This window comes from Rhodopirellula europaea 6C (assembly GCF_000338295.1).
Taxonomy (GTDB): Bacteria; Planctomycetota; Planctomycetia; order Pirellulales; family Pirellulaceae; genus Rhodopirellula; species Rhodopirellula europaea.
Genome location: NZ_ANMO01000045.1, coordinates 11,823 through 36,720, shown reverse-complemented (window position 1 = coordinate 36,720; position 24,898 = coordinate 11,823). Strand labels below are relative to the sequence as shown.

At 56.6% G+C, this 24,898-nt stretch carries 22 protein-coding genes; 11 read left to right on the top strand and 11 right to left on the bottom strand.

From position 1 onward, the window contains the following. Positions 1–781: 781 nt before the first annotated feature. The 5 genes from RE6C_RS04170 to aroA form a co-directional block, all read right to left on the bottom strand. A complete protein-coding gene (locus RE6C_RS04170) occupies positions 782–1,771 on the bottom strand; it encodes a ParB/RepB/Spo0J family partition protein (RefSeq protein WP_008654155.1) in 990 nt (329 codons plus the stop codon). Continuing rightward, positions 1,764–2,510, bottom strand: coding sequence for a ParA family protein (locus tag RE6C_RS04165; RefSeq protein ID WP_081605557.1), 747 nt, complete (start codon positions 2,508–2,510; stop codon positions 1,764–1,766). The genes RE6C_RS04170 and RE6C_RS04165 overlap by 8 nt, the downstream gene beginning before the upstream one ends. Positions 2,511–2,995: 485 nt before the next feature. After that, positions 2,996–3,826, bottom strand: a complete 831-nt coding sequence (locus RE6C_RS04160) for a hypothetical protein (protein WP_008654149.1) — start codon at positions 3,824–3,826, stop codon at positions 2,996–2,998. Positions 3,827–4,139: 313 nt separating this feature from the next. Beyond that, positions 4,140–4,889, bottom strand: a complete 750-nt coding sequence (locus tag RE6C_RS04155; protein WP_008654145.1) for an N-formylglutamate amidohydrolase — start codon at positions 4,887–4,889, stop codon at positions 4,140–4,142. Positions 4,890–4,916: 27 nt separating this feature from the next. Further along, positions 4,917–6,326 (bottom strand): 3-phosphoshikimate 1-carboxyvinyltransferase, encoded by a 1,410-nt coding sequence (aroA, locus tag RE6C_RS04150; RefSeq protein WP_008654143.1) that lies wholly within the window; start codon positions 6,324–6,326, stop codon positions 4,917–4,919. 81 nt (positions 6,327–6,407) lie between these two features. On the opposite strand from aroA, the gene RE6C_RS32390 reads away from it, so the two are divergent. The 4 genes from RE6C_RS32390 to RE6C_RS04125 all read left to right on the top strand — a co-directional run bounded on the left by RE6C_RS32390 (position 6,408) and on the right by RE6C_RS04125 (position 9,433). Then, complete coding sequence (locus RE6C_RS32390; RefSeq protein WP_039961153.1) at positions 6,408–6,623, top strand: hypothetical protein; 216 nt, start codon at positions 6,408–6,410, stop codon at positions 6,621–6,623. 372 nt (positions 6,624–6,995) lie between these two features. Further along, positions 6,996–7,466 carry a hypothetical protein gene (locus RE6C_RS04135; protein WP_008654136.1) on the top strand — a complete coding sequence of 157 codons (471 nt, stop codon included), beginning with the start codon at positions 6,996–6,998 and terminating at the stop codon, positions 7,464–7,466. Between the two features lie 36 nt (positions 7,467–7,502). Beyond that, on the top strand, positions 7,503–8,465 hold the full coding sequence (locus tag RE6C_RS04130; RefSeq protein WP_008654134.1) for a putative bifunctional lysylphosphatidylglycerol flippase/synthetase: 963 nt from the start codon (positions 7,503–7,505) through the stop codon (positions 8,463–8,465). A gap of 263 nt (positions 8,466–8,728) precedes the next feature. Next, positions 8,729–9,433, top strand: coding sequence for a methionine-R-sulfoxide reductase (locus tag RE6C_RS04125; protein WP_008654133.1), 705 nt, complete (start codon positions 8,729–8,731; stop codon positions 9,431–9,433). A 22-nt stretch (positions 9,434–9,455) separates the two neighbouring features. On the opposite strand, the gene RE6C_RS04120 is transcribed toward RE6C_RS04125, so the two are convergent. Together RE6C_RS04120 and mscL are read right to left on the bottom strand one after the other, a co-directional pair. Then, the gene (locus RE6C_RS04120) at positions 9,456–10,355 is read right to left on the bottom strand and encodes an alpha/beta hydrolase (protein WP_008654126.1); all 900 of its coding nucleotides are present in this window, start codon (positions 10,353–10,355) and stop codon (positions 9,456–9,458) included. A 7-nt stretch (positions 10,356–10,362) separates the two neighbouring features. Beyond that, positions 10,363–10,827, bottom strand: coding sequence for a large conductance mechanosensitive channel protein MscL (mscL, locus tag RE6C_RS04115; RefSeq protein ID WP_007327836.1), 465 nt, complete (start codon positions 10,825–10,827; stop codon positions 10,363–10,365). Between the two features lie 362 nt (positions 10,828–11,189). On the opposite strand from mscL, the gene RE6C_RS04105 reads away from it, so the two are divergent. Beyond that, positions 11,190–12,725 carry a S10 family peptidase gene (locus RE6C_RS04105; RefSeq protein ID WP_236617935.1) on the top strand — a complete coding sequence of 512 codons (1,536 nt, stop codon included), beginning with the start codon at positions 11,190–11,192 and terminating at the stop codon, positions 12,723–12,725. Between the two features lie 563 nt (positions 12,726–13,288). Here RE6C_RS04105 and RE6C_RS04100 read toward each other — a convergent pair. Then, complete coding sequence (locus RE6C_RS04100) at positions 13,289–13,837, bottom strand: DOMON domain-containing protein (protein WP_008654121.1); 549 nt, start codon at positions 13,835–13,837, stop codon at positions 13,289–13,291. 287 nt (positions 13,838–14,124) lie between these two features. Here RE6C_RS04100 and RE6C_RS32380 point away from each other — a divergent pair, with 287 nt between their 5' ends. The 3 genes from RE6C_RS32380 (at position 14,125) to RE6C_RS04080 (ending at position 17,869) form a co-directional block, all read left to right on the top strand. Continuing rightward, on the top strand, positions 14,125–14,406 hold the full coding sequence (locus RE6C_RS32380; protein ID WP_173401766.1) for a hypothetical protein: 282 nt from the start codon (positions 14,125–14,127) through the stop codon (positions 14,404–14,406). Positions 14,407–14,455: 49 nt separating this feature from the next. Continuing rightward, entirely contained in the window at positions 14,456–16,192 is a 1,737-nt protein-coding gene (locus tag RE6C_RS04085) for a hypothetical protein (RefSeq protein WP_008654118.1), read from the top strand. Positions 16,193–16,336: 144 nt separating this feature from the next. Further along, positions 16,337–17,869 (top strand): sulfatase, encoded by a 1,533-nt coding sequence (locus RE6C_RS04080; protein ID WP_008654117.1) that lies wholly within the window; start codon positions 16,337–16,339, stop codon positions 17,867–17,869. Between the two features lie 108 nt (positions 17,870–17,977). Here RE6C_RS04080 and RE6C_RS04075 read toward each other — a convergent pair whose 3' ends face one another. Then, positions 17,978–18,658: a redox-sensing transcriptional repressor Rex gene (locus tag RE6C_RS04075; protein ID WP_039961155.1), complete on the bottom strand. Its 681-nt coding sequence runs from the start codon at positions 18,656–18,658 to the stop codon at positions 17,978–17,980. 455 nt (positions 18,659–19,113) lie between these two features. Here RE6C_RS04075 and RE6C_RS04070 point away from each other — a divergent pair, with 455 nt between their 5' ends. Then, positions 19,114–20,853 carry a hypothetical protein gene (locus RE6C_RS04070; RefSeq protein WP_008654110.1) on the top strand — a complete coding sequence of 580 codons (1,740 nt, stop codon included), beginning with the start codon at positions 19,114–19,116 and terminating at the stop codon, positions 20,851–20,853. Between the two features lie 244 nt (positions 20,854–21,097). Here the strand turns inward: RE6C_RS04070 and RE6C_RS04065 are convergent, their stop codons facing one another. After that, entirely contained in the window at positions 21,098–21,676 is a 579-nt protein-coding gene (locus RE6C_RS04065; RefSeq protein ID WP_008654109.1) for a glutathione peroxidase, read from the bottom strand. A 149-nt stretch (positions 21,677–21,825) separates the two neighbouring features. Here RE6C_RS04065 and RE6C_RS04060 point away from each other — a divergent pair, with 149 nt between their 5' ends. Both RE6C_RS04060 and RE6C_RS04055 read left to right on the top strand, forming a co-directional pair. Further along, on the top strand, positions 21,826–22,557 hold the full coding sequence (locus tag RE6C_RS04060; RefSeq protein ID WP_007340751.1) for an SDR family oxidoreductase: 732 nt from the start codon (positions 21,826–21,828) through the stop codon (positions 22,555–22,557). Further along, positions 22,548–23,378 (top strand): SDR family NAD(P)-dependent oxidoreductase, encoded by an 831-nt coding sequence (locus RE6C_RS04055; protein ID WP_008654104.1) that lies wholly within the window; start codon positions 22,548–22,550, stop codon positions 23,376–23,378. The genes RE6C_RS04060 and RE6C_RS04055 overlap by 10 nt, the downstream gene beginning before the upstream one ends. Positions 23,379–23,558: 180 nt before the next feature. On the opposite strand, the gene RE6C_RS04050 is transcribed toward RE6C_RS04055, so the two are convergent. Further along, on the bottom strand, positions 23,559–24,875 hold the full coding sequence (locus tag RE6C_RS04050) for an FAD-binding oxidoreductase (protein WP_039961148.1): 1,317 nt from the start codon (positions 24,873–24,875) through the stop codon (positions 23,559–23,561). Between the last annotated feature and the right edge of the window lie 23 nt (positions 24,876–24,898).

Genomic DNA, 24,898 nt, shown 5'->3' with positions numbered 1-24,898 from the left:
GGGATGCTGCAACACACCCGCGGCCGATCCACCACTAGCGATCGCATCGAGCGAAAGCGTGAGTGTCTGCGAGTCGGCAGGCATCTCTGCCAAACGGTTTGCCAGAGCGGCGTCAACTTCAATCGTCTCAATCAGGCTGGACATCAACACGTCCGAAGGGGGCATCACCCGCGAAAAATGCACGGCAACGTCGCCGATTAGTCGCGCATTGGATTTTAGACGGCGGGGTACCGCCCACGTAGGCCTAAGAGCAGAAATCACCTTGGCATGGTTCAGAATACAGCCGGATAGGCCAGATCAGCTTGCCTGGACGGTCCGACCGCTCGGGGGAGTGCAATTCCACGCCACATTCGTCCACCCGATACGCTGGGCTTGCAAGCCCGACGAAGCAACCGCATTCATTCAAATTGCCCTGCCTCCCCTCGCCCCGCTTCGAGGTCGCGCCGTTTTGCTCCACACTCCCTTTGGGAGGGTCGGTCCGCTTCGGGCTCGGGAGGGTTACGGACTGGATTCAGTGCTGAACCCTCCCCTCGCCTCGCTCGACCCTCCCAAGGGGAGGGTAAAGTAAGACTGCACGGCTTCCTTCGCGGAGCGTGAAGACTGGTTGTTTTGCTAGTGCTCGTCGGGCTTGGAAGCCCAACCTACGGAACCGAGGCGCCAACCCAAACGAGAACTCGACGGGCGCATGAAAAAACCGACGTGGTGACAGATTGGATCTGCGACACCACGCCGGCCAGGTGAATCTTCGATGGCTCAGCGATCTCCGCTCAGCCGATTTTGATCAGCCCGCAACGCGAAGCTGTGGGCGATTGACGCCGCCGAGCAAGCCGCGAATTCGCTCGAACTCTTCCGCGTCGCTGAAGTGGATCGTGATCTTCCCGCGGCTGCGAGCCGAGGCTTTGATTTCAACCTTGGTGCCGAACACCATCCGCATCTCTTGCTGCATCGCTTCGATGTGCGGAGGAACAGGTTTGCGTTTTTGACGCGAGACGTTGGTGACTTTCAATCCGGTGTCGCTGTCTTCTTCTGCACGCAGCAATTCAGCAACGCCGGTCTCAGTCTTGCGAACGCTCCAGCCTTCTTCCAGGATCTTCTTGGCCGTTGCGACTTGGACTTCCACTTCGCCGATTGGCAAGAGTGCCCGAGCGTGTCCCGCGGTCAATTCGCCACTGGTCACCATCTCAACGATTGGCTGTGGCAGTTCCAGCAAACGCATCAGGTTGGCGATCGTGCTTCGGTCGATGCTCAAGCGGCGAGCCAGGTCGTCTTGTTTGCACTTGTGCTCATCGATGTAGCGTTTGAACGACATCGCTTTTTCGATCGCGTTCAAGTCCTTGCGTTGCAAGTTCTCGATGATGGCCAGCTCAGCGACCAAGCGATCGTCGGCTTCGCGAACTTCGGCGCGGATCGTTTTCAAACCGGCGTGGATAGTCGCACGCAAGCGACGTTCGCCGCTGATCAGTTGGTAGCGACCGTCGACGATGCGAACCAAGATCGGTTGCAACTGCTGATGGTTCTTGATCGATTCGGCCAGCGAAGCGATCTCGTCGGGATTGAATTCCCGGCGTGGCTGGAACGGGTTGGCTTCGACCGAGTCGATTGGCAACTCGAGCGATTGGATGCCAGGTTTAGGAGCGTCGTTGGTTTCGCCAGGAGGAACGATGTCGTCCATTGGCTCACCCAACAATGCTGCCAAGCCTTTTCCAAGGCGGCGGTCTTTGCCAGCGGGTGCTTTACTGGTGTTCGTTGGATTGGTTGTCGCGTTAGTCACGTTGCAGTACCTCCATGCACAGTTGGGTATAAGCGAACGCGCCGCGACTTCGCGGGGCGTACTGGAAAACGGTTTGGCCGTGGCTGGGGGCTTCGCACAGTGCGACGTCCCGAGGCACAACACTTTCGAAAACGATGTCGCCAAAGAAGTCACGGACCTCTTCGTCGACTTCACGGGTCAATTCAAGTGATTCGTCGTACATCGTCAGCAGGATGCCGCCAAAGGTCAGACGACCATCGGTGGCGGTGATGACTTTCTTGATCGTTCCAATCAGTTGTGTGACGCCGACCATCGCGAAGTACTCGCACTGAATCGGAATCAACACTTCGGTGCTGGCGGTCAAAGCCGTTTCCGTCATGGCACCCGCACTGGGCGGGCAATCGATCAAGATGTATTCGTACTCGCTCATCACACTGTCGAGATGTTTGCGAACCCGAGCGGTCGAACGATCGCCGGTTTCTGCAAGCAAGTCAGCGTCATGGAAAGAACGACTACCGGGCAACAACCCAAGATGCTGCACATCGGTTTCGACGATCGAATCAGGAAGCGATTCGGTTCCCGTCAATCCGTGATGTGCGGCGGGCGATTGGCCCAAAGCCGACGTGGCGTTGCATTGTGGGTCGATGTCGACCAACAAGGTTTTCTTGCCAGACATGGCCAGGGCGGCGGAGAGGTTGACCGATGTGGTGGTCTTCCCAACGCCTCCTTTCTGGTTCACGACTGACAAGATCTTCGCCACGTTGAATGCGTCCGAGATGGATGAATCACATTGCCGGCAATTCCGTTTGCCGACCGACCAAGGAACTCCTTGGACAAGCGGGAAACTAGGTGAAACAAAGCTCGCGAAACAAGACTGGTTTCATAAGAAACCGGCCTTGACTTGCCATGCGTGTTTGTGCCTGCGCGAGTTTCGTGTGAAATTGGGCGAGCGACATAGCCTCAGGGACGCTGAGTTTGGCCGTTGGCCAAAGCGAGGGTGTGCTTTCCTCGTCCTGGGGCGTTGCCCCAGGCTAGGTTGAAAGAGGCCATTGGCCATTCACGCGAGCAACGCCCCACTCGATCCTCGCTCACCGGGCTGTTGATTTAATGAGCCGTACCGCGTTAGCGGCGGTTAGTCAAACGCCAACCAGGGCCAACGCCCATCGGCTAATTGTTGTCATTCGGTATCTGACTAAGCCAACAGGCTGTCACACCTCGGGCTACCAAGCGACCGGAAAAACCAATTCAGTCGGGCTGGCGGATCCAGTGTCGTTGCCGTTCCATCACGCTGGGTGCGGGCGGCATCGCGGGCATTTCGACTTCCGGGATTCGGAAGGAACGCGTCCGAGACGGCTCCTGAGGCGACGGCGAACTTCGCAAATCCATCGTTGGCGGACGCAGAACTTGCTGCCGCGTATCCGGCCTCATCCGAGATTCAGGAGCGGAACTGGCCAACTGAGCTGGCGTCGACTCTTCGCGAACAGCCGGGCTGGACGCCAGATTTGCTGAGGCGGTTGCCGGGGATTGTGCAGCGACTTGTGCCTCGCTCGGCGGCGACGCCCCGTGAACGCGAGCTTCGGCCTTCCCGATCGGCGGCATTGACTGACGCGGCAACGGGTTCGAAGGAGATCCCGACAACGCATTGAATCGCTGGTCCGGGAAGTGGGGATTGCTCAGAGGTACCGCCAAATCGTTGTAAGTCAGCGGCAAACGACCGTCTCGACGTGGACGTGCGGGCTGATGCGACGGGATGGCGTCCGGTCCAGTTGCGGCAAAGGCTTCAGACCTCGCCGGAGCGGCAAAACCTTGGCTGGGCGGGTCCGGCAGATACTGGTTGGGCCAACCGTTCGATTGCGAACGACCGGAAGCAGATTCCGGTTGGCCGGCCAGCGAAGGCTCCGTGTCCCAGGGCGGATTGAGAGGAGCAGACGTAGCGATCGCGAACGGAGCCGACGTGGGGCCGGTTGCCAACGCGTTGGGATCAGAAGACTCAGGGTGAACCGCGTCGCGACGAAAAGGAATCGCGGCGAGTAAGCCGCCGACAACGATGATCGTGCCGAGGGTGAGATTTCGCATGTGGAGGACTCGAAGGCTGGGGGGAAAAGAACATTCCAGCTTCGTCCATGAAATGGCACCGTCGATCGCTTCATGCGGGTGCCTATCGAGTTGATCGGCAACGGAAGTCACCCATCACGCAAGAATTTGTTCGCCGACGCACGACCGCTGCAAACGAAAAGGTCTCGGGTGAATAGCTTCAACGACCGGAACAAACGGAAACAAGTTCCGTAGCTCGGTGGTCCTCCACCGAGATTTACCTGTTTTGTTCAGTGCTCGTCTCGGTGGGGGACCACCGAGCTGCAGGTTGATTGTGGACAGGTTGATAGTCGACTCAGGCGGCTTGAGGAGTGGCTTCCGGCGTCACTTCTCGAATCGCGTTGGCCAAGACTCGCAGGACCTCGCGTCGACGACGGACCGGGCGAGCGGCCCAGGCTCGATTGAGAACAACCTCCACGCCCAGGTAATGCACGTCGTAAAAGTGCTTTCGCATCGCTTTGGTGAGCGAATCGTTGGTTCCGCGGCCGGGATGGTTGCGGCGGACGCGAAGATCGGGCATCGCGAAATACAGCTCGTCGGACAAATCCAGGCACCAATCGAGTTCGTCCGCACGTCCGGGATCGTAAAGCAAACCGACGTCGCCGCGCTGCCATTGCCCCGAGACGGAACGAGCGGCGAAAGTGCGAATGGACAGATGAACGACGTAGGGGAATTCCAGCAGCATGCCGCTCACCCGGCGTCGCACCGCATCCCGGTACGGTGTGCGAATCTCCGACAAAACTGATTTGCGTACCTTCGCAGGCAGCTTCCGAACCGCGGGCGGAAAAAGATTGCGGTGGTGGACCGACCGGCCGACATCCACCAAGTCAGCCCGGAACGGGTTTGCTATCAAATCACACTCCGCGTGCTCGGCAATGATTCGAGCGGCGAAATGGGCGTCTCGATCAACCAACGGCAGCGACAATCGCGATGCCGGTGACGAGACGACCGCATCGACGCCGGCGGACGTGTCTTTCCAACCGGCGAGTGCCAAAGGCTCGCGCAGTGATTCTGGGATCCGGTCGCCTCCGGAGTCGCAGGTCACTAAGAGAGCCATCTCTGTTCTCCCGTTTTATTCCGCCGTCCAGTGGTGCGCCCGGCCGATTAGCTGTTCCAGATCCGACCAATAGTTCGGATACGTCTTGCCGGTGCAGGCGGGGTTTTCGATCTCGATTCCCCCCAGTCGCAACCCGGCCAAAGAAAAGCTCATCGCCATCCGGTGGTCGTGGTACGTATCCAGGCGTACTGGATTGCCTTCGCTGACGGCGGGCTCGCTCAGCGGATGAATCGTCATCCCGTCGTCATGTTCTTGGATCGTCGCCCCAAGCTTTCGAAGCTCGCAGGCCAAATCACCAATGCGATCGGTCTCTTTGAATCGATTGTGAGCGACGCCGCGGACACGCGTTGGCGAATTCGCGAACAACGCCACCATCGCCAGAGTCTGCACCGTGTCGCTGATCGCATTCATGTCGACATCAACGCCGCCAAGCTGGCCGCCGGGCAAATCCGTCGCGATGACTCGGATGGAATCATCACCTTCTTCGATCTGGCAGCCCATCATCTCCAGGACATCAACAAACGCGACGTCGCCCTGAGTCGCGGCTCGGCTAAGCCCCTTCACCGTAACGTCACCGCCGGAGATTGCCGCGGCCGCCCAGAAATAACTGGCCGCCGAAGCATCTGGCTCAATCGACCAACCAATCGCGTCGTAGTCGCCCGAAATCTGAACCAGAACATCGCCCTGGCCAGCTACATCGCTCTGGGCAGCCATTGGCCATTGCAATTCGACCGACGCACCAAAGACCTGCATCGCATCGGCGGTCATCTCAACGTAGGGACGTGAGACCAATTCACCGACGACTCGGATCGTGACGGGCTGATTTGATCGACGACTCGCCAGTGGTGCAGCCATCATCAATCCGCTGAGATATTGACTGCTGACGCTGCCGGCAACGCTCAGCTCGTGTTTGGCCCAACCCGAGGTTTGAATGTGAACGGGAGGACAACCGCCTTCGGAGACCGCTTCGATGCGACCTTCAACGACTGGCGAAAGAGCATCGACCAAGTCTCCGATCGGACGCTCGTGCATTCGGGGGACACCCGACAGAATGTAGTTGCCGCCCAGAGCTGACAGGGCGGCGGTCAAGAATCGAACCGTCGTTCCGCTGTTGGCAATGTAAAGGTCAAACGGCGAATCTGATTTCGGTGCGGACTGGACGCCGGTGACCACGAGGGTTCGTCCGGCATCTTGCGACTCGATATCGACGCCAATCTTACGGAGCGAATCCGTCATGACGTGGGTGTCTTCGCTGACCAAGGCACCTTCCAGTTGACTGGTGCCGCGACCAAACGCTGCCATCAACAGGGCTCGATTGGTCAGACTCTTGCTTCCGGGAGGCCGAATGGAACCGCAGACTGGACCACCGGGAATGACTCGGACGGTGGCGATTGCGTCGGACGGTGATTCGGTGGTCGAGTTCATGAACCGGCTAGAGTCGGGTGTTCAGGTGAGGACGAAGTCCGGGGTGGATGCTGCCCAGGAATCCAAAGGGATCCAACAATCATGACCGCCAAGGTCACCGTGTGGATCAACCAAGTCGGTTCGCTGGTGGTCACGGTATGGGCCGTGATCACGCTCATCATAACCAATAATGCCAAAAAACGCCGTTCAGCACGACGGGCCGCAGCTCCCACGGACAATTTACTGACCATCAACATGATCAATGCGATCAAAGGCAATCCGATGGCACTGGTGGCGGTCGCCAAAAATATCAACTGAGGCATCACTGGCATCCTGCGTGAAGCGGAACAAAAAGAAGAGACCGGTTAAGAGCGTTCCTTGCTCGCCGGGAACGCTCTTGTCACATGTTTGCCCCGGTTCGTGGAAGAGCGAACTTGAGCGGAACTTCAAAATTTTTGCCGGAAAATTTGGACCGACCGAAATAATCGACAAAAACTCCCCAAATTACCTCACCCGAAATCTGCCCGATTCCGATAGGGATGGTGGAGGGTTTTGTGCCCAGACGTTTTCGCAAACCGCTTGCCAATCGTCGAGCTCAAGCCCCGGGAAATGGATGCCGGAAGCAATTGTTTCCGTTCGCCCGCCTTCCCACCCGTCACAACCTCCCCCCTTTCACCTCTCCGAACCCACATGTCCGCTCGAAGAACCGCCTCTGCCGTTTTTTCGCTGATCTTGCTGGTCACGCTGGTGGTCCCATCAACCGGCTGCCGCTTGTGCGGTGATTGCGATATGGATGCCTATCCAGCTTATGGCGGAGCTTGGGAAAGAACGCTTCGCGAAACGGGGCGGGTCGGCAGTGTCTTCGATCCCGGTGGCGTGCGAGCGGCTGATATCGAGGCCCGGACCGATCCGGAAGCCGCCGATCGGCGAATCCGCGCCCAATCGCGGTACGACAACGATGGCTCATCCGATTCGGGTGAAGATCGTCAAAAGAAGTCCGACGACGAGCAACGGAAGCTTGACGAAGAGACTCGCGGCAACGACAAAACGCCGGAACAAGAGAAGGCAGACCTCGAAGAACTGGAAAAACGTCTGGAGGGCCTGAATCTGCAAGACATCCGCTACGTCGAACCACGCGAAAACCAATCGGATTGGAACTAGCAAGCTTCGGCGGCTCCTAAAACAAAGCCCCTGTGCGTGAAATTCGATCCCCGCAAGCTCGTCGGCCCGTTCATGGCGTTGCTGCTGTTCGGCTTGGCCGTCCGGCTGCTGATCGGCGAAGCCCAAAAAGTGTCGTGGGATGACTTCGTCGCTGGATTGACCGGCGTTCCCACCGCCTACCTGATCATCGCGACATTCCTGGTGGCCCTGAACTACGGCCTGCTGATTTGCTACGACATATTGGCACTCCGATATGTCTGTCGCCCGCTTCCACTCCGGCGAGTCTCGTTGGTCGCGTTTCTTGGCTATGCCTTGGGAAACAACCTGGGAACTTTGCTCGCCGCCGCCCCGATCCGCTATCGGTTCTATCACCGTTGGGGACTGACTCACCGGCAAATCGTTGCCCTGATGAGCGTTCTGGCATTGACGTTCTGGTCAGGTGTCTGCGTGCTGGGCGGAGTCGTCCTGGTTCTTCACCCGATCGAACTACCCGCCAAGTTTGACCTGCCGTTTGGAGTGCGAACGCTGGGCGCGATTCTGCTTTCGATTGCCGTCTTTTACGCGATCATTTGCTTGGTTTGGCACAAACCATGGCCGATCGGAAAATTGCATCTGCGTCCGCCAAGCCTGGGACTTGCGACCGCGCAAGCCTCCGTCGCGATCGTGGACCTGACAATCTCAGCCACGGCGCTCTACTTGGTGATGCCCGGTGACGCGGTTGTCCCATTTCCGACCGTTTTGGCAGCGTATTTGGTTGGAATCACAGTGTCGCTGATCACGCAGGTTCCTGGCGGACTGGGAGTCCTCGAGCTGATTCTTTGGACGCTTCTGGCGGACACGGTCGGAAAACCCGTCATCGCATCCGTTCTCATCTTTCGCGTCATCTATTACATTTTGCCGTTACTGGTTGGAATGGTCGTTTTGGTTGCTCACGAGATCTACAGCGGGGCGATGGAAGCGCGTCACGATGCGGAAGCGTTTGATTCCACCACCACCTAACCGTTCCGACTTTGCGGTTAGGATTGTAAATCGAGTCAAAATCTAGCCACCACAGCAACCAAATTGCCGGTTTGCTGCGTAGTACGTTGCGGTAAAATAGATGCGGACACGGAGCACGCTTGAGCATTCACTATGCGTTTGCATCTCGTCATTGTGAATGAACACTATTCGAGCGATTAAGCGAGCGAGTCCTGTACTCGCCGCTACGCTGCTTCTGCCCACCTCAATCGCCCCTTCCTTGCCCTGAACCACAAGGCCGAACGATGCCACTGCTCTCAAAGCCTCTTTGGAAACACTTTTTTGGACTCGCAGTTGCGGGCGGCTTCGTTTTCGCGGTCGCCGGATGCGGTGATCCAATGGCATCGACCCAGGCCAACGACGCTCCGGTGGTGAAGTCTTCTGACACCGAAGCAGGCGACGCCGAGAAAACCGCCAAGACTGAAAAGGCGTCGACCACCAAGAAGACCACGCCACTTTTCACCCACAACCGATATGAGCTGAAGATGGATTCGAGCCCTTTCAACAAGCTAAGCCCAGCGGAAGCCTACGTGATTTTGCACAAAGGCACCGAACCACCTGGGGATGGCGGCTACACACTGACCAAGGATCCAGGCACGTACATCTGCAAACGCTGCAACACCCCGCTGTATCACGCGAAAGATAAATTCATCAGTCATTGTGGGTGGCCCAGCTTTGATGATGAAATCGAAGGCGCGGTCAAGCGTCAACGTGATGCCGATGGGCGCCGAATCGAAATCGTCTGTGCCAATTGCGACGGCCACCTCGGTCACGTTTTTCACGGCGAACGCCTGACGCCCAAGAACGAGCGTCACTGCGTGAACTCGATTTCGATGAAGTTCATCCCGGAAGGCAAAGAGATGCCGAAACCGATCAAAGCTCGTGACGTGAAAAAAGATGAGAAGGCGACCGAGCCCAAAGCCGCCAAGAAAGAGACCGCTGCCGAGTAAACTTCACTCGACCGAAAGACCTTCACTCGATCCAATCAAGTAATTTTAGGAACGCGACCGTCTTTTCCATCGTGTCGCGATAGATCTTCCCTCCCCCATCGGTCTTCTTCGCATTGAAGAAACCATGGGGCTGGCCTTCGTAAAGATGCAACTCACTGCGAACGCCAACTTCTTTGCAGTCGTCGCGAAAACGCTCTGCGGTTGCAACTGGGATCAAGTTGTCTTTGGTTCCCAAGAACACGATCGATGGTGGGTCATCCTTCGTGATGTTGTGGGCGGGCGAATACTTTGCAAATTCGTCGCCGACGCGTGCCGTTCCCCATCCGCCGGGACCGTTGTCGTAAACCGGATTGAACAGCAACATCGCCGCGGGTTTTCGCGAAACACCATCAACAACCTGGTCATCCATCGTGCCCAGGTAGGCCGCCAAATGACCGCCTGCGGAGCCACCACCGGATGCCATCCGATTTGGATCGATGCCAAACTTATTGGCGTTTTCTCGGATATAGCGAAACGCATCCGAGGCATCTTCGACGCAGTTGTCCGGCGGAGTTTTTGACTTCCTGTCCAGCAAACGATACTTCACTCGGAAGCAAACCATTCCGCGGCCGGCCAGCTCCTTGCTATGCATCGCAAACTGGCCCGGCTTCCCGCCCGTCCAACCTCCGCCATGGAAAAACACCGCGGCGGGACGTGAATCGTCAGCCGACCAATCCGCCGGTCGCGTCCAGTCGACGTGCAGTTCCGTGGACTTCCCCGAAGATTCATCCTCGACCGTCTTGTAAATGAATCGGTCTTCAACCACATCGCTCGATGATGTGTCGAGCGTGGCGTCTTGGGCAGAAACGCGATCGCCACTTCCAATCGATTGGCAAATGAGTGCGGCGGCAAAAACAAATGCAAACGAATGTCGGTGGCTCATCTTGTCCTCAGCTCTTTTGAAGGGCGTCGCGAATTTCTCGCAATAGTTGAATGTCCTCACTCGGCTTGGCGACTTCTTCCTCTTCTGGCTCATCTTCCATTCGCGACCGAGCAGCGTTGATCAGCTTAATCGCTACGAACAAGGCAAGGGCGATCAACAGGAACTCAAAAATGGTTTGAGTGAATGGGCCGTAGTTCAAAATCGGATAATCCTGAACGACCAACCCGGCACCGTCGCCTTCGATAATCTTCCCCGCATCATCCAACTTGGGCGACTCCGTTTCAATTGTCAGAGCAGCCTCTTTGAAGTTGACCCCCGAACGAGCTGTCAACAAATTGATCGGTGGCATGATGATGTTGTCAACCAACGATTTCACGATGCCACTGAACGCACCGCCGATCACAACACCGACCGCCAAATCAATGACACTGCCCTTGAGTGCAAACTCTTTAAACTCTTGAACCAACCCCATAATGTCGCCTCGCTCTTTTTGCTATGCACCACTTCCGACAAAACGCAAACGCAATGCTTGCGATGAATGCGGACAGACTAGGCGAGTGACACCTGTCTACCAAGCCATTGGCTTCAATTTGCATTTACGTCAACGTTCGATTGACACTGCGTTTGAATAGTCAAAACCGCGACAGAACGGCCGTCTACAGAGGTGAGCCATCTTCCATTCCGCTAGCGTATCGGCAGTGAGGCTTCCGGAAGCGACCCGCTCGTGGATCGTCATCCCGGTGGTGAAATCACACAGCCAACCAGCAAGTACACTGGCGATCTGGCGGACCGCGTCTTGAATGCTTCCCGAATGTCACAACTGAGATGGACCCGATGAATTGGAAATGTTTCGCGAGCTTGTTGGTGTTGTTTTTCCTGAGTACTCAGGTGAACGCCGATGACACATCTGCATCGAAAGACAAAGCTGCCGCCGAAAAGACAAACGATGAGCTGACGGACAAGTTCGTCTCGACCGAGCATTCTTTCAGCGTCGCCGGCGAGACGATCGACTACACCGCCACTGCCGGTCGACTCGTCATGCAAACGGACGATCTCGATCCCAAGGCGGAAGTCTTTTTCGTTTCTTACACACGCAAAACAGACGACGTCACCAAGCGTCCGATCACCTTCTGCTTCAACGGCGGCCCGGGTTCGTCATCGGTTTGGTTGCACCTTGGGATGCTCGGACCAAAGATCATCCGGTTTCCCGATGACGCGTCGTTTCTGCGACCGCCCTATCACTTGGATGAAAATCACCAAAGCCTGCTCGACATCACAGACTTAGTCTTCATTGATCCGGTCAGCACCGGCTACAGCCGTCCGGCAAAGGACGTCAACAAGAGTGAATTTCATGGTTACAACGAAGACGTTCGTAGCGTTGGCCAATTCATCCACGACTACACCACGATCTTCGAACGTTGGCTTTCACCAAAGGTGATCCTGGGTGAAAGCTACGGTGGCCTCCGCGTCGCTGGACTGAGCGGTTACCTGCGTGATCACTACAAGATGGAACTCAATGGCGCCGTCGTGATCTCCGGCGCGATCAACTTTCAAACGCTGCGATTCTCGCCTAGCAACGACGTCCCAGACGTTTGTTTCTTGCCAACCTACACCGCGACCGCTTACTACCACAAACAACTGGACGACGAACTGCAGTCGCTGCCATTGGCCGAGGTGGTCGCGCAGTCAGAGAAGTTCGCCTACCGGCAATACGCTCCCGCACTGCTAAAAGGAACCAGCATTGGCAAGAAAGAACGCCAACGCGTCGCCAAGGAACTGGCTCGTTTGACTGGCCTTTCAGAAGACTACCTGTTGTCATCCAACTTGAAGCTTTCGATGCAACGGTTCGGCAAAGAACTGCTTCGCGACGAAGGTTTGACGGTCGGCCGATTCGACGGTCGCTACACCAGCATCGATCGTGACTCTGCCGGCGAAACTCCTGAGTTCGATGCCAGCGGTGCTGCGATCTTCGGCCCCTTCACGGCATGCCTGAACGACTACATGCATCGCGAATTGAACTACAAGGATCGCCGTGTCTACGAGATCCTCACAGGCAATGTGCACCCGTGGAGCTACAAACCGTTTGAAGGACGCTACGTCGACGCATCGGAAACCCTTCGCGGCGCGATGGCCGCCAACCCGTCCTTGAAATTGTTCGTCGCCTGCGGCTACTTCGATTTGGCAACGCCACACTTCGCAATGGAATACACCATCGATCACATGGGGCTGTCGCCGGAACGAAGTAAGAACCTGACGATCAAGCATTATGAAGGTGGACACATGATGTACATCCACGAACCGTCGCTCAAACAACTCCGCAAGGACCTGGTCGAGTTCTACGATGACGCCGTCGGGCATGCGACGAATTGATCCCCGATGCTTCGCTGGGCATGTTGGAACAAACCGTTTGGATACTTGTCTCGATTCTGTGGTGGTGGAACCAAGGCTAGCCTAGGTCTGATAAGTGTTTTGTGTTGATGCCCCGATAGCACGGACAAGAAAATTAGCTTCCCCTCTCCATTTCGGAAGTCGTGCAGTTCTTATGTGTCGTGCTCGCAAGGTTGAAATCACCCTCCTGAACGCAGAGGTCGTACAGTTTTTAAGTACTGTGCTTGCACTGCCTTAAGAACCCCGCCCGAGCAGCGGGAGGGGTCGGAACGCGAGCGTTCAGCGAGAATTCCGGGGAGGGCTGTCCGCGCCATTTCCCATGCTCGACCCTCACCCTCGCGTACGCCTGAACGGCGTCGCTGTACCTCTCCCCAAACTTCGTTTCGGGAGAGGTACGGTGCGTGAAAGCAGCATTAATATCTGCATCAGCAAACTGCACGACCTCAAACTGTTAGCAGCCCAGGCGAACGCCTACATAGCTCACCCATCGTGACTCTGTCGAATTCGCAACTCTTCATGGACGTAGCCGCAAACATCGCGACGGTCTAAGAGTTCGAGATTAACGCGGCTTCGGACCACAACGATGGATCTTCCGCGACAGGGAAATCGGTGCTGAGCGTCAACGCTTGGTTGCCCAGTTCTCGGTCTGCGACGAGATAGTAGAAACCGATCTGAGATTGATCCTTCGGGTCGTAGCCCGTCAAAGCCTCGGCGGGTATCAAACCCGATAACTCATAACCATCATGACGCGGAATCGCGTGGATCTTCAAAGAGTCCGGCCGGATCGGCTTTGGATTCGTCCGAGCCCGATTGATGGGCACCATCGCTGCGACGGGTCGTTCCCGCTTTGGGCCACCACCGGCGGGCAACCAAAGAAACCGGTGGCAATGCTGTGTGGCTCGGTGAATGTTGGGACTGTTCCGCGTGTCCATCCACAAATGCAGACCATCGCTCTCGTCCAACCGGGTCTCGCGGCACCATGGCAGCTGACGTTTTCCATTGACGAGCAAATGAAATCCGATGCCGGACACGTCCCAGGCAATGCGAACATCCGCGTAAATCGGCCCACCTGACAGCGCGGCAAAGGATGGCACCCGGCACGACGTCGGAAGAGACAACCCTCGCGAGGTCCAATCCAACGCGTGTTGTTGCAGCCGAACTTCGAATCGGAACAACATCGTGGGATCGAGAAGGGGACCTTTGGCAGAACTCAAGACTACAAACCTGCTCGTGAAATTCTTCGGGACCAACCAGCCGCGGTGACATCGCCGCAGCAACCAAAAGCGTACCGGCTTCGTTCCGCTTGGGAATGGTGGGAAACTCGCACCACCGCTCAACGTCAACCCAATCGTCTATCGCTGACTTCATCCCGAAGCAAATCGTGAACACCGTTTCAGCAGGCGAATTGCGGAGAAATCTTCACCAAACCGGGCGTGAAACCGGCTGGACTTTACCCAACCGGAACAACCTGAACGGTCGCGGTGAAAACGAAATGCTTTCCCAGGCGATTTCAATTCCCCAGCCCTCCAAGTCGCCGATAGCGTGCGTTGGAGCGGGATCTCCATCAGACGATTTTGGCGGCGCCAACTTCGGCAATGCCTTGCCGCTCTGTCCCACCTCACAGCCCACCATCACATTTATACAAACTCCGGTTTCGCAGTGAACTTATTATTCCAAGACGTCGTTCGCTGACCTCCGGCCCAAATAGAATCATGAAAACTCTTTCCCCCATTCGTCATTGTTCCAGTACCGCCAAACGCCTCGCTTTGTCGGTCGCAATCGCCGGTTCAGTCTTCGCTGCGGGACTGGCCCCCTCACTCGCCCACGCCAAGCGAGTGGACACGGCTCTGACCGGCGGCATCTCGATTCTCGTCCATCGCTTTGACGAAGAAGCCGCCCCCATCGATCCGACACCTGTCGTCGTTGAAGAAGCCAAAGACGAAACCGAAAAGAAGACCGACGAATCCGCCAAGCCAACCGAAGCAGCCGCCACCGACCAAGCCCAGCAAAAGATCGTCGCGATTCCTGGCACGCACGATTCGATCCCAACCGTCACCGTCGACCTTTCCCCTGAAGCCGCTCCCGCAGAAGCCGACCTGCCCGCCACGGACGACGCCGAAACAAACGCTGAACTGCAACTCGCCGCAGCCGACACTGACGTTGCTCCCGCTCAAACCACCAGCGTTCGACGCACGTCATCTGACTTCAACGAAATGCTGGCCGCCGTCGCTGCTTCGACCGCAGCCAAAATCGGCATTCCTCTGGAACAGTTCCTTGAACCGTTCGCGATGATTCGCACCAAAGCAAAGTTGCCACCGGTTGCCGGCGAACTGGATCCTTCGGTCGGAGCAGCCGTCGCCGACGACGAAGCCTTGGCTCAAGCGGTCGCTCTGAACCGTTGGTGGTTGGATGAATCCAAACCGGAAGTCGACTCCGACGAGAACGTGCTGCAAAGCCAAGTCGTTGAAAAAGTATCGAAGCCAACCCCGACGCCTCACAAATTCACGATCGACGTTCGCGAAGAGTTGGCTGCTCTCGCAGCGGAAGAACCTTTCGATGTCACTCAGCCCTCGGTGATCTTGCCCTTCATCGCCAAGCATGACTTCTTGGCCCCGGCGATCGACTCGCCCCCCGCGATCGAGACATCGGCTGAGTCCGCGACTGAACCCGAAGTTGTCGAGGAAGACATCGATCGCTTGGCGGGAAGCTCGCCCGTCATCGTGACGTTGGAAGAAGCGTATCTGCCATACGATTTGAATGAAGGCGACGTTCACCAAGCCCAGGTGGTGAAGTCGTCACCGGACTGCTTGCTCGATGAAGCGGTTTGGCAAATCAGCAAGTTGGCGGATCAGGCGGAATGCTTCACGCCGCGTGAATTGGGTGGATTGTTGGCAGATGTCTCGCGTCGGCGGGCGAGCATCGAAGCGGACGTGTTGGATGTCGTCGCCCACGACTTGGCGTCGATCGTTGCGACACCAGTCCCGATGATGTTGGTCGATGGCGAACCGGTGCCGAAACCGGTCGCCGATGCGGAGCCGGACGCCGTCCACTCGATCGACACGATGGTCGTCGACGGCGAAGTCATTCCGGCTCCGATTCCGGACGCGGTTCCCGATGAGTTGCCCAACTCGGCGATCATCGAAATCATGTTGGTCGATGGCGATTTGGTTCCCGCACCCACGCCCGACACCGCACCGGATGCACCTGAGTCGGCACCAGCCATTCCGACTATGTTGGTCGATGGCGACGCGATCCCGGCACCCACGCCGGATGGAATTCCCAATGGGCTCGTGAGCTTGGACACGGCCACCGGAATCGAATCGATTGTCGCCGTCGATGTGGTCCCTGAATCGGCTTATCCAAAGATGAATCCTGGATTGGATCCGGCCGCGATGGATGCTGAAACTCAATTGGCCACGCGTCCCGAAGACAAGAGCGTTCAACGCTAGAAGGCGCCAAAACGATTCGCCGCCAATCGCGAATCGACATCATCGCTTCGAAGCTGAAACCCACGATGTTGAATCCCAACGTCGTGGGTTTCGCTCGTTTATACTTGCTGCACCAGTCTCAATCCTCGTGCGGAAGTTGCATTGATGTTCATCAAACGGATCCTTTGTCTCGGACTCTTACTCGGCTTTGCCTTCAGTTCCCCAACTGCATTTGGGCAAGAGCCGGATGCTAAACAAGGCAGCCAGCGTAAGAACGTTCTCTTTCTTATCTCCGATGACCTGAACACGCGCATCGGTTGTTATGGCGATCCGATCGTTCAAACACCCAACATCGATCGCCTGGCCGCTCGAGGTGTCTTGTTCGAGAACGCCGCCTGCCAATACCCGCTCTGCGGCCCATCACGCAATTCAATGCTGTGCGGTCTCTATCCCGACACGACAGGCATTCACGGCAACGCCCAAATCTTCCGTGATTCCATCCCCCAGCGTTGGTCGCTTCCGCAAGCATTTCGCTTGGATGGGTACTTCGCCGGACGAGTCGGCAAACTGTACCACTACAACGTTCCCAAGTCGGTCGGAACCAACGGCCACGACGATCCCGCGTCGTGGGAATTGGAACTGAACCCTGCCGGTTGCGATCGACTGATCGAAGAACCAGACATCTTCACGCTTCGAAAAGGTGCGTTCGGCGGAACACTCTCTTGGTACGCATCCCCTCGCCCCGATGAAGCTCACACCGACGGAATGCTCGCCGATGATGCATCGTGGGTCTTGGAACGATGTGCCAAACGCAACGACCGACCGTTCTTCTTGGCCGTCGGCTTCTATCGACCTCACACACCCTATGTCGCGCCGAAGGAATACTTCGAGCCATACAAGTTGGAAGACATGCCTTTGTTCGACAACGTGGAAGAAGACAACGCGGACGTCCCCGCCGCGGCTCTGTTGAGCAAGAAGAAGGAACAAGATCAACTCAACGATGAACTGCGACGGCAAGCGATTCAGGCTTATTACGCCAGCACAACGTTCATGGACGCGCAAGTCGGCAAGGTGCTCGACACGCTAAAACGCACCGGTTTGGACAAGAACACGATCGTGGTCTTCACCAGCGACCACGGTTACTTCCTTGGCGAAAAAGGATTGTGGCAAAAGCAGGCTTTGTTCGACAAAGTCGCTGGCGTGCCGCTCATCATCGCGGAACCAGGACGCACGGAAGGTGCGATCGCCAAGTCACCTGTTGGCCTGGTCGACTTGTATCCGACACTCGCTGAGCTGTGCGACGTCCCCACGCAAGAATTGATGCAAGGACAATCGCTCGTGCCGATGTTGCGTGATCCATCAGAAACGGGTCGCGGCTATTCCATGTCGATGGTCGCGCGAAATGATCGCCAAGCCAAACAACGGTATTACGGCTATTCCATTCGAACGGAGCGTTATCGATTGACACTTTGGGACGACGGCAAACGAGGAACCGAACTCTACGATCATCAAAACGATCCCGACGAGTTCACCAACCTGGCACACGGCGAAAGAAAGAACGATCCCAACAACGCCAAGGTCATTCGCGAGCTGACTCAGAAGCTGAAAGCTGAGATGGCCAAAGGAATGCCCGCCTCCGGAAAACGGACGGAATACAAAGTCGGCAACTGGAACCCAATGCTCCGCGTCGACGACTGAGTAGAGGCGACGGGGTCGCCGGCTTCTAGCTTCTAGCTTCTAGCTTCTACTTCTAGCTTCTACTTCTAGCTCGTGCTCGTGCTCGTGCTCGTGCTCGTGCTCAACCCGTCAGCGGTTCTGAATTCGAAATGCCAGTTGCTGCAGCTCACTGGCCAGATCGACATTGATGATGGCTGTTCCCGGTGGCACGCGAAGCGTCGTCGGTGCGAAATTCAAGATGCCTTGAATTCCGCCGGCCAGAACTCGCGTTGCCACTTGGCTGGCCTGTTCGCTCGGGACCGCCAAGATGGCGAGTTCCGGTTTCGCGGTCGCCAGCACTTCTTCCAAATCGTCCAGCGAACGAACGGTCGTGCCCCCGACCTCGTGTCCATACTTCGCTGGGTCGGTATCAAACGCCGCCGCAAGTGAGAACCCCAGGCGTTCAAAACCGCGGTAACGCAACAGCGCGTTGCCCAGGGAACCGACGCCAATCAGCACCGCTTTCCACTGAACGCCCGACCCCAATACCGCGCCAATCCGTTCAGCCAGAATTGCCACGTCGTATCCGACACCTCGGCGGCCAATTGACCCAATCGAACTGAGGTCGCGACGAACGACGGCGGGCGAAACGTTGACCATCGCACCCAGGTCGCGGCTGTTCGTGGAGGTCTCTCCCGAAGCCAGCAACCGGTGCAATTCGCGGTAGTAAAGAGACAATCGACCGACCGCGGGAGTCGACAATTCGGCCCTACGATCGCCCTCATCGGAACCACCTGAATCGCTCGTTTCGTGATCGGTGTTCATATTCATGATCCAGCCGCACAGTCGTTGCGATTGGAACAACCTGCAAGGTCGGTAGGACTTGACGACCCAATCGTTCCGTTTTGCCAGGACTGCCCTGTTTGCTTGTTCAACGAGTGTTCCGCAGACGATGAAGTTTGTGCATCAAGATCAGTTTTACTAGTCCGCAGAGTTCTCGCCTGTGCCTCACACGCATTGGGCACAGCTTATCTCTGACCGGCTGGTAAGTGAAGCCTTACCGACCCTCCCTGGCCCACGTGTGGGCCGTCCCGCTCTCACTCCCGCAGCCTCGGCCTTCGTTCAGTCGACGGGCAATCTGCACGACCGTGACAGTGAATCAGGCAGCGGATCGGTTTAGCAGTCTGGGTTTTGATTGGTTTAGAGGTCAAGCCGGGGGGTATCCGGCAGGCCAAAGGAAGCTGCGTTCATACAACGTCCCGTTGTTACCTGTGGAGAAACTTACGATGAAACGTTTGTGGTTGTTGCCTGCATTGATGATCATCTCGATCGTCTCGGGCGCTAATGCTGCTCACGCTGCTTACAGCGGCGCGATCAGCTACGAAGGTTGTAGCAGCTGTGGTGGTTCCGTTGTTGCCGATGGATCGGTAATGGCAGAAGGCTCAGCTGTCGCTGGTGGTTCGGTTGTCGCTGACGGTTCCGCCGTCGCCGGTGGCTCATACACCGTGATGCGAACCGTTCGCGAAACTGTGATGGAGCAAGTCGAAGAGACTCGCTACCGCACACGGAACGAAGTGTACTTCGAAGACCAAGTGGTCAACCGTACGCGAATGGTTCCAGAGACTCACCAAAAAGAAGTTCAGTACACGGTCATGGTGCCGTCGTACGAAACACGCCAACGCACGATCAACTACACAGTCAACAAGCCTGTGTACGAGACTCGTGAAAAGGTCATCAACTACACAGTCAAGAAACCTGTGTACGAAACACGTACGAAAACGATCAACTACACCGTTAACAAGCCTGTTTACGAACAGCACCAACGGGTGATCAACTACACAGTCAAGAAACCTGTGTACGAAACTCGTACGAAGACGATCAACTACACGGTCAACAAACCTGTGTACGAAACTCGTCAAAAAGTGACCAACTACACCGTGATGGTGCCAACGTACGAAACTCGTACGCGAAACATCAACTACACGGTTTACAACACCGTGCAAGAACAAAAAGTTCGCACGGAAACCTACCGCGTCAGCGTTCCTCAAACGTACACCAAGACCATCACGGTCAAAGGTGGACACTGGGAAACTGTCACGGAAACCGTTCCTGGACCGATGATTCGTCGCACCGTGCGTGAGCCCGGTACTTCGTACTTCGATGCAGCAACTTGCCGAACCGTGTACTGCCCCGGCAAATGCCGAGTGGAATGCGTTCAAGGTTGCCCCAAGACGATCTGCAAGAAAGTCTGGGTCCCAACTTGCGAGCAAAAAGAAGTGACTTGCACCAAGTATGTCTCAGAATGCCGTACTCGTGAAATCCCTTACACCGTGTGCCGTCGAGTTCCTGAGTGCCGCACCAAGACCGTTGAGTACAAAGTGTGCAAGATGGTTCCTGAGTGCCGTACCAAGACTTGCAACTACACCGTGTGCAAGATGGTTCCTGAGTGCCGTACCAAGACCGTTGAGTACAAAGTCTGCAAGATGGTTTGCGAAAACCGTCAAAAGACTGTGAACTACACGACCTGCAAAATGGTTCCTGAGTGCCGCACCAAGACTTGCAACTACACCGTTTGCAAGATGGTTTGCGAGCCTCGCACCAAAGTTTGCAAGTACACCGTCTGCAAGATGGTTCCTGAGTGCCGCACCAAAGTTTGCGAGTACAAAGTTTGCAAGATGGTCCCAGAATGCCGTACCAAGACCGTGTGCCACACGACTTGCCGCAAAGAGTGCTACCAAGAAACGATCAAGGTCAAGAAGTGCCGCAAAGTTTGCGAGCCTTACACCGTGACTCGTTGCGTGCCACGAGTTGTCTGCAAGCAAGTCCCAGTGACTGTTTGCTGCCCAGCTCCAGCTTGCGAATGTGCAGATCCTTGTGCAGACGCTTGTGCTCCAGCATGTGCACCTGCTTCGGCTGGTCCTATCCGTAGCTTGCTCAAGGGCATCCTCGGCGGACACGGATGTGGCTGCGGAAACGACTGCGGTTGCGACGCTGGATGCGATGTTGCACCAGCTTGCGGTTGCTAATTGAATTCGGATCTCCGGGGGCCCCCTACGACGGGGCTACCCAGAGAACCACTGACGTAACGCTCTCCACAAAGCGACCTCAACCGACTTCGTCGGCCGTGTTGATCCGGACATCCGACCGAACAACGGATCACCGGCCACGAAGTCACCGGGGTGCTCCTGTGGAATCTACGCGATCAAACAAAAATGGGGACGAACTTGCATGACAAGTTCGCCCCGTTTTTTTTGCGCTGACGTCTCGCTATCAGCCCTTCAAAGCGGACTTGATCGCCGAGACCAATTCTTCGTCCGATGGCGCAACCCTTGATTTGTAGCGTCCAACAACTTGACCATCGCGACCGATCAAGAACTTTTCAAAGTTCCAACTGATCGGACCCTTGCCAGCCGGTTTGGCTTCGACGCTGGTCAACTGCTTGTACAAAGGCGACGCGTCATCGCCATTGACGTCGACCTTGCCCATCATTGGGAACGTGACGTTGTACCGAGCGCTGCAGAATTCCAGGATATCCGCGTTCGTACCTGGTTCCTGCGAACCGAATTGATTGCAAGGGAATCCGAGGATGACCAACCCGTCGTCTTTGTGGGCTTCGTACAGCGATTGCAATCCAGCGTACTGCTTGGTGTAGCCGCACTTGCTGGCGACGTTGACGATCAGGACGACTTTGCCCTCGTAGTCGTGCAGATCCACTTCCTTGCCTTCGATGGTTTTGGCCTCGTGAGCCAACACGCATTCGTGATCCGCGGTGGAGTCAGCGGCGGAAACAGGTTGAGGAGCATTCATCAGACAACCCAGGGCGAGCGTGAGAAGCAAAAAACGTGACATCGATTTTCCTGTGGGAAAACAAGAGTGAGGGGGGAGCAAAACAAGCATCCTCACTATAACCGTGTCGCCAAGGGGGGATTGCGAAATGCCCGCCGCAAATCGAAAATCAAACTTCCCCCACGCATCATCCCCCCAACTTGCATTCCACCATGAATTTGAAAGACAAAGTCGTTGCCATCACCGGTGGAGGCACCGGAATCGGTGCAGGGATCGCTCGCGAATTGGCGATGGCGGGTGCGAAAGTCACGATCGGTGGCCGTCGTGAGGCACCCCTGAAAGAACTCGCCGGGTCGATCGATTCGCCCAACCCTGTTCGAACGCACACCATCGATGTTGCCGAAAACGAAAGCATCGAAGCTTTCTTCCAAGACGTCCGAACGAACGTCGGTGACGTGGACATCTTGGTCAACAGCGCCGGGATCAACATCGCCAAACGGACCATGGCGGAAATGGATCCAGATGAGTGGGACCGCGTTCTTCGAATCAATGCCACCGGTGCCTACCGCTGCATCCACCAAGTCATCGGTGCGATGCGAGACCGGCACGATGGCCTGATCATCAACATTTCCTCCGTGGCCGGCAAACGAGCCATCACGCTGGGCGGAGTCGTTTACTGTGCCAGCAAGTTCGCGATGACCGCGATGGGCACCGCTGTCGCCAACGAAGTCCGTCACGAAGGCGTTCGAATCACCAACGTTTATCCGGGCGAAGTCAACACGCCGATCTTGGACAACCGTCCCGTACCGGTCAGCCAAGAGCACAAGGAATCGATCCTGCAGCCGGAAGACATCGCGTCGGTCGTGCTGTCGATTTGCCAGCTGCCACCGCGAGCTTGTGTGCCCGAAATCGTGATCAAACCCACCACGCAAGAATGGGTGTGACTTCGCCGACGAAGACAGCATCGGCCATCGTCACGGGAGCTTCCGCGGGCCTGGGTCTGCACGTCTGTCGTCGTCTGCTCGGCGAGGGCTATTCGATCACGATGCTGGGACGCAATCCAGAACGGCTGGACCAAGCGGCAACGACTCTGGCGAGCGAATTCAGTGGCGAGAATGTCAACACCTTCGCCGGTGACGCTTGCGATTCGGACGCGATGAACTTATTGGTCGAACATCACGTTGCGAAATTTGGATCGCTGGACGTTTTGATCAACGTTGTCGGACGCAGCGACCGTGGGCTGCTGATCAATAGCGGTGCCGCGGAACTCGAATCAATGTTTCGCGACAATGTTGTCTCTGCATGGACATGTTGCCATGCCGCCTACGAAGAACTGAAGAAATCGCGAGGCACGATCGTCAACCTTGGCTCGCTTGCCTCCCGAGTCGCACCGCGCTACCTCGGTGGCTACGTCATCGCGAAACACGCTCTAGTCGGATTTTCGCGACAACTTCGAATGGAGTTGGAAGCGGACGGGATCCATGTCGGCGTGGTGTGTCCGGGACCCATTCGCCGCGATGATGATCAACCGATCGACCGCTACCAAACCGACAAGAAAGCCGGCGTTCCCGCCACGGCAGCTCAACCCGGCGGCGGTGCCAAGCTGAAGGGATTGCCACCCGAAGACGTCGCGGATGCTGTCTTGCGATGCATCCAAAAACGCAAGATTGAAATCGTGTTGCCACCAAAGGTCCGAGCCTTGATGGCAATCAACGCGATCTCACCAAGACTGGCCGATTGGCTGCTAAGCAAAAGCACCGCCTAAATCGGCAAACCGTTTTCTTCCCCGCCGATGCTCGCCCACCCCGTAGGCTATGTTCCACATGGCAACCACGCCGATGCTTGGGAACCAAGCGAGGCGTCCTCGCGAACGATCGTTCGATTGAGATGCAAACTCAACCGGCCTGCAACCATCGCCAGGTGGAACCTGGCCTACGGGATGAGATCACGCGTCGACGACGACTTCGCTGACCGGCTTGGCAACGCACAGGACCGCTTCGCCTTCGTCCACGTCGCATTCCGGCGGCTCGGCATACTTCACTTCGCCCGAGAGCAAACGACGGACGCAAGCACCACAATCACCCGAGCGGCACCCTGAGTCGACATCCACGTCCAGCGATTCAGCCACGTCCAGCAGTCCGTCCATCCCAGCCTCAAACGAGGCGGACTTCTCGCTGGTTTGAAACGTCACGTTACAGCCAATCGAATCGTCTGATCCAGTCTCATTGGCGTCTGACTCATCAACACAAGAGTCGCAGGCCGGGACCGCCAACGCTCCCGCCGACTTGGACTTCACGCCAAATGATTCGAACATCACGTGATTCGCGGACGCTCCACAATCGATCAATCCCTCGGCAATCGCATTCATGAACACGTCCGGTCCGCAGATCAAATATTCGCCGCGGTGATGACCGAGACGATCCACGATCTGCTCCGCTGACAATCGTCCGATCGAATCCCCAGGTCGTAGATCATCATCTTCAGGTTTGCTGAACCAAAGATGCACACGAACGCCGGTCGTGGCCTCCAGCATTTTCGCAATCTCGCGAATGGGTGCCAGGAAGGGTGCGTCGACTGCATTTCGGACTTGGTAGAACAAATTGACTTCGCGGTCCATCCGCTCATTCAGACTCTGAAACAGCATCGAAAGCATGGGCGTGATCCCGATGCCCGCCGCGATCAAGTTCAGTGGTTCCGGACTCTGGCTTTGGCTCGCTTCCACCGAGTAATGGAACTTGCCCTTGGGGGCTTGGATCTCGATCCGATCGCCCACATCGATTGTGTCGTGCAGCAAGTTGCTCATCGTCCCGCCCGGAACCCGTTTCACCGTGATTCGGTAGTGCGGTTCATCGGGTCCGCTCGAAAGGCTGTAGCAACGCGAAACGTTCTTGCCCGTCGAAGGATCGTTCAATCGCACGGTCAAATACTGGCCGCCCAAGAATGGTGGAAACGGTTCGCCGTCGGTCGGAACGAAAACGAAAGAGCGACAATCCGGGGATTCATCTTTGACCGATTGCACGCTCGCCGATCGCCAACCTTTCCATCGGTTCGGGTGTTTGGTCACATCGGTCTTCGACGCCGCGGCGGACTGATCGACCGACCTCGCGGAAGCAGCATCAAACGCTTTGCCGCTGCGGAGTTTCGGAAGCCGTTTTCGCGTCAGTCGTTTCCATTCCCATTCTTCGATCGCGTCGGCGCTACCCACGAACAGAAGGAAGCAGCTTCCACAGAAGATGGCAGCGAAAAACAACGATGGAGACACGGCTCAAACACTCGGAAAAGTGG

Coding starts and splice junctions, on each gene's coding strand:
- RE6C_RS04125 (WP_008654133.1), top strand. CDS start 8,729: ATGCCACTGCTCTCAAAGCCTCTTTGGAAACACTTTTTTGGACTCGCA.
- RE6C_RS32390 (WP_039961153.1), top strand. CDS start 6,408: ATGACCGCCAAGGTCACCGTGTGGATCAACCAAGTCGGTTCGCTGGTG.
- RE6C_RS04060 (WP_007340751.1), top strand. CDS start 21,826: ATGAATTTGAAAGACAAAGTCGTTGCCATCACCGGTGGAGGCACCGGA.
- RE6C_RS04105 (WP_236617935.1), top strand. CDS start 11,190: ATGAATTGGAAATGTTTCGCGAGCTTGTTGGTGTTGTTTTTCCTGAGT.
- RE6C_RS04055 (WP_008654104.1), top strand. CDS start 22,548: ATGGGTGTGACTTCGCCGACGAAGACAGCATCGGCCATCGTCACGGGA.
- RE6C_RS04135 (WP_008654136.1), top strand. CDS start 6,996: ATGTCCGCTCGAAGAACCGCCTCTGCCGTTTTTTCGCTGATCTTGCTG.
- RE6C_RS04085 (WP_008654118.1), top strand. CDS start 14,456: ATGAAAACTCTTTCCCCCATTCGTCATTGTTCCAGTACCGCCAAACGC.
- RE6C_RS04075 (WP_039961155.1), bottom strand. CDS start 18,658: ATGAATATGAACACCGATCACGAAACGAGCGATTCAGGTGGTTCCGAT.
- RE6C_RS04065 (WP_008654109.1), bottom strand. CDS start 21,676: ATGTCACGTTTTTTGCTTCTCACGCTCGCCCTGGGTTGTCTGATGAAT.
- RE6C_RS04070 (WP_008654110.1), top strand. CDS start 19,114: ATGAAACGTTTGTGGTTGTTGCCTGCATTGATGATCATCTCGATCGTC.
- mscL (WP_007327836.1), bottom strand. CDS start 10,827: ATGGGGTTGGTTCAAGAGTTTAAAGAGTTTGCACTCAAGGGCAGTGTC.
- RE6C_RS04120 (WP_008654126.1), bottom strand. CDS start 10,355: ATGAGCCACCGACATTCGTTTGCATTTGTTTTTGCCGCCGCACTCATT.
- RE6C_RS04080 (WP_008654117.1), top strand. CDS start 16,337: ATGTTCATCAAACGGATCCTTTGTCTCGGACTCTTACTCGGCTTTGCC.
- aroA (WP_008654143.1), bottom strand. CDS start 6,326: ATGAACTCGACCACCGAATCACCGTCCGACGCAATCGCCACCGTCCGA.
- RE6C_RS04160 (WP_008654149.1), bottom strand. CDS start 3,826: ATGCGAAATCTCACCCTCGGCACGATCATCGTTGTCGGCGGCTTACTC.